Source organism: Streptomyces sp. NPDC036822, assembly GCF_055609145.1.
The window spans coordinates 1-4316 of the sequence record NZ_JBVJPY010000055.1 but is presented as its reverse complement, the minus strand read 5'-3'; the positions used below and the strand labels follow the sequence as shown (position 1 = coordinate 4316).

At 61.3% G+C, this 4316-nt stretch carries 2 protein-coding genes and 4 pseudogenes; 1 reads left to right on the top strand and 5 read right to left on the bottom strand.

The genetic code is table 11. The features are described from left to right. Positions 1–212: 212 nt before the first annotated feature. Positions 213–800, top strand: coding sequence for a hypothetical protein (locus ACZ68P_RS36090; protein ID WP_471013590.1), 588 nt, complete (start codon positions 213–215; stop codon positions 798–800). Positions 801–1026: 226 nt separating this feature from the next. On the opposite strand, the pseudogene ACZ68P_RS36085 reads toward ACZ68P_RS36090, so the two are convergent. From ACZ68P_RS36085 to ACZ68P_RS36065, 5 genes and pseudogenes are all read right to left on the bottom strand, one after another. After that, positions 1027–1293, bottom strand: a pseudogene (locus ACZ68P_RS36085) (transposase family protein); the annotation flags it as partial. Position 1294: 1 nt separating this feature from the next. Beyond that, positions 1295–1880 (bottom strand): annotated as a pseudogene (locus tag ACZ68P_RS36080) (transposase); the annotation flags it as partial. Positions 1881–2008: 128 nt separating this feature from the next. Continuing rightward, a pseudogene (locus ACZ68P_RS36075) lies at positions 2009–2816 on the bottom strand (transposase family protein). Between the two features lie 695 nt (positions 2817–3511). Next, a complete protein-coding gene (locus ACZ68P_RS36070) occupies positions 3512–4027 on the bottom strand; it encodes a hypothetical protein (protein ID WP_471013591.1) in 516 nt (171 codons plus the stop codon). A 108-nt stretch (positions 4028–4135) separates the two neighbouring features. Next, a pseudogene (locus ACZ68P_RS36065) lies at positions 4136–4316 on the bottom strand (IS630 family transposase); the annotation flags it as partial.

Genomic DNA, 4316 nt, shown 5'->3' with positions numbered 1-4316 from the left:
TCCACGGCCGGGTAGTCACACCCTCCCGAACGGCCGAATCGTCACACCGGTCACGGCCGACCAGGACCGTTCAACAAGATCGTGTTACGAGCTCTCAGTGGCTGAAACTTCTATCCACGCTTTCGGTCAGGTCCCAGGATCGCTTCAACTGATCCACCAGACCGTCGCCCCCGTTTGAAATTTAATCAACAGCGACAGCGAAAAGGTGGAAAATGAGGTATGACGATGCATTCATCAGCATTCGGGACGACCTCCTCTCTGGGTATACCAGGTTCGTGCTGCCGGATCGAGTGATTCCCTGGGGCGAGTTTTTTGAGTTCATCGCACAACAATCACCAGACTGGGTGCAGGCTTGGGGAATGCTCGACCATAACTTCCAGGTCGGCATCCAGCGGGCATACGATACGGACGTCGACTGCGAGCAGGCCTTCGGTCTCATTGTCACGAATGTACTGTACTTGAGGTACCTCGCTGACCGCTCGAATATGATCGAGCAGAACAGTGAAAGACTGAAGGGGGCGCCAATTGGATTTCCTCTTCCCATCCACCTTATCGAGGCGCCAGGCCCCGTCAGGGTAAGACCAGAAATCGAATATCTGCTCGTCATCGGTGACGAATGGGAGAATGGCCTGCGTGGCTCGTATATCCGGATTGTCGATTCGGGCTGGATATCCCGGACTTCGATGGGAGACCTGACAGGTCCCGGCTCTGTCTCTATATCTGGGATCAGCGACGCGAGTAAAGGCGTAGTCGAAGCGTATTTCGGCACATTCAGCAAGAAGCGCATCGATTGGATCTGACTGCAGCGAGCTCGTGCTCGAGAGGCATTGCTGCAGGCCAGCGCTTTGCGTTATCACAGAGCCCCCGAGTCGTTGACCTGACAGATGCGGCGTCGACCCTTATCGTGCACGAGATCGTAGGCGTTGTTCCGTAAACGATCTATGAGGCGGTGCGGATGGATGGGGGCGTGGGCCGTGGGCCGAAACCAAGAAGGAGCTCGACACGTTCTGGTGCACCGCGGGAGCGTCAAGATATTTCACCCAGGTGTGAATGCTCCTCTTTCATCCCCTGAATAGTGGCAGGTCGGCGGAGCAGTCGCCAGGACTTCAGCTGTACGTAGGCACGTTCGTCGGCCGCTCTCAGTCCGGTGTGGTCGCGGTTGAACTGCTGATAAGGCTCGGGCTGTTTGCGGTGGTGGTAGTAGGTGGCGTCGGCGCCCTGGTAGGCGCGGTCCACGAGGACGAGGATCTGTCGGGTCAGGCATGCCTGGACGATGCCGTGAGCCCGGGCCGCGTAGGGTGAGTTCCCTGCCCGGTGGCCGTTTGAGTCCGGTGGTGACCCAAGGGTCGGCGCCGGTGTAGGCACGGTCGGCGAGGATCGGAACGCCCTGACGCTCGCAGATCCGGATGATCCAATGGGTGCGGGCTGCGGTGAGGCCGGGAGTGCGGCCCGACCCCGCCGACGAGATCCACAGGATCTCACCGGCGGGGTCGGACGACCCGGACGTTCACGCCGTGCCGGCGGTGCTTGGCCCAGTAGTCCGCCCGGCTGTCACCGACACGGTCGCACTCGGCGAGAGTGCCGTCCACCAGGACGAACTTCGGATCGTGCTCGCGCAGAGACTTGAGCAGCCCCGGGGCCCGGTCGGCGAGCAGGCCGGTCACCGCGGTGACATACGCGTGAGCGGTGCCGACGGACATCCCGAAACCGGACGCGATCCGGGTGAGGGTGTCGTGGCAGCGCAGGTACACCAGAGCGACGAGCGCACGCTGGTGCGGCCAGAGCTTGCAGCGGCGGTCACCCTCGCGAGTGACGATCAGCATCGTGACCCACTCCACGAGCGCATGCGGCAGGTCGAGTGCGGCAGGATAGACGACCAACGAGTCTTCCGGTCACAGCGGTTGAGACGTCAGACATCTCGAACCACTGCCCGAAGGCCTCGCCTGCTATCCGTCCCGCACTCGTCACCCGATCGGTGGCCCCGCTGAAGAAGCTCACTGAGCCTCTTTCATCCTGAATAGCTGCAGGTCAGGAGTGTGTGGACGGCCTGGACGATGGTGCTGATGCGGCGGGTGGAGCATCTGGCTCGGCGGAGCAGTCGCCAGGCATTCAACTGGGCGAAGGCGCGTTCTCCCGGCGCTCGCAGGCGGGTGTGGTCGCGGTTGAACTGCTGATAAGGATCGGGCTGATCGCGGTGGTGGTAGTAGGGGGTGCGGACGGTGGCGCCGGCGCCCTGGTAGGCGCGGTCGGCCAGGACGAGGATCTGTCGGGTCAGGCAGGCCTGGACGATGCCGTGGGCCCGGGCCGCGGTCAGGTCGTGGGTCCGCCCGGGTGTCGCGCGGGAGAACCAGAGTGGTGTGCCGTCGGGGCGAACGATGACCTGCACGTTCATCCCGTGCTTGCAGTGCTTCATCGAGTAGTACGGCTCGTCCGCACGGATCCGGTCGATCGGGATCAGGGTGCCGTCGACGATGACATGGTCGCCTTCACCCAGGCCGGTGCGTGCTTCGTGGAGACCGGGTGCCCAGCCGGCCAGGACGTCCAGAGTCTCGACGACGTACCGCCAGGCGGTGGCCTGGGATACCCCGAAACCGGCTCCGAGCTGCGAGAACGTCTCGTTCTTCCGCAGAAGGAAGAGCGTGAGCAGAGCCTGCTTGAAGCAGCCGAGCCTGCGCCAGCGCGTGTTGCGGGCCCGGCGGTGTTCGTACAGCAGCCAGGCAACATGCTCAACCAGCTCATACGGGACATCGAGCATGGCAGGATACGGAAACCTTCAGGGCCCCTTCGGTCACCGGTGTGATGAGTGGAATCACCACGCCAACGACGAGGGGCCCTGCCTCGTCACCACACCCGCTGACCAGCCCATTTCACCCTCCAGCACAGGATGAAAGAGCCTCACTGAGCTGCGACGGTTTCAAAAACCAGCACGTTGTAGAGGCGTGTGCTCGGCCGCCTCGCCCACCGCCTCCAGCAATTCTGTCGGCTGCACCGCCGCGCCGAGACCGTGCAGCCGACCTTCGCGCAGAGCGCTGCTTCCGTATCTTGCCCAGCCGGATCCCGCAGGCCGGGCAGTCCGGACCCGTTTGGGTGCGCGGATGACCAGGCGTCGCCAGCCGTTAGGGGAAATCTGTTTACCTTTGTGTTCTAAATTCCAAATTATTACAGAAGCGGAATGTCCGGCCTCAGTGGAACACGGTAACTGAGCCCCTGGAGATTCGATTGATGGCAGCTCGGACTATTCCCTGTTTATTCCGAGGAACCCCGTACACATCAAACCAGTCGGGTGCATCATCCCCCCTTAAGGACTCTTATCTGACCCTGGAATATATCCCTGGTGTAATCATGCAGTAGGCGGTTTTCTAGGAAGGGCGAATGGCCGAGCCCTATAAGAACCACCGGTCCGGCCAGCATGTATGGAAGAACGCCGCCCGAAGGGGTGTAAGACAGGGCGATTTGATTCATCTGCTCAATTGTCTGGCGTTCGGCCTCACTTACGGTCGCGTCCGGGTTATCACCCAGCGTGACGTTTCTTACTCGATCCCCCATCGCGGCTTCGACCGCCGGTTGGGCCTCTGCGGCAACCCCCCATGAAGTAGGCGCATGCAAGCCAGTACAAGTCCCCATGTACAGTCCCGAGGATGCCATCGCACTGATGCGTCATGCCCTCCGCTACCTGCTCCGGCTTTGTCGGACACGTTTCAGGGGTCCCGTTGCACAGGTGTGCGGGGTCCGGACAGTTCCTGCCGGGCAGCAGGATCTCGTTACCACCGAATTGCGGGTTGTTCATTAGTTCGTACGCCCAGAGGTCTTCAGCACTGAAAAGAGTGAGATTGTACGTCACGCGGCTGCTGTCAAGAGGGGGCCAGGGCGCCTGGAGCCGCTCCCATATGTCAAGCTCCCTCGAATCGTAAGCGAGCATTTGGTTGGCATCTATATAGAACTGAATCGTGGTGCCTTGCGGGATGGCGACGGTCTCCATCTCCGGCGAGGTGCGTGACGGGTCAAAATCCATTCCGCCATGCCCCATCAGGACATAACCCATTTCAGTTCATTCCTCTCTTCGGTAGCTCGAATGCAACCCTCGCTGCCATTATCCATGGCGTTTTCGGCACGCAGTCGGTCTATCGGCCAAGAATTAGTGACCTGAGTCAGAGATTCGGTGGCAGTAGGCGGCGAGTTTGTCGAGGATTTCGTCGGTGGTCTTTGTCCAGACGAAGGGCTTGGGTTGGTTGTTCCAGTCGGCCAGCCATGACCGGATGTCGCGTTCGAGGGATTGGACGGAGCGGTGGACGCCGCGCCTGAGCTTCTTCTGCGTG

Excerpts from the sequence above, each read along its gene's own strand:
- ACZ68P_RS36090 (WP_471013590.1), top strand. The coding sequence starts at position 213 with ATGAGGTATGACGATGCATTCATCAGCATTCGGGACGACCTCCTCTCT.
- ACZ68P_RS36070 (WP_471013591.1), bottom strand. The coding sequence starts at position 4,027 with ATGGGGCATGGCGGAATGGATTTTGACCCGTCACGCACCTCGCCGGAG.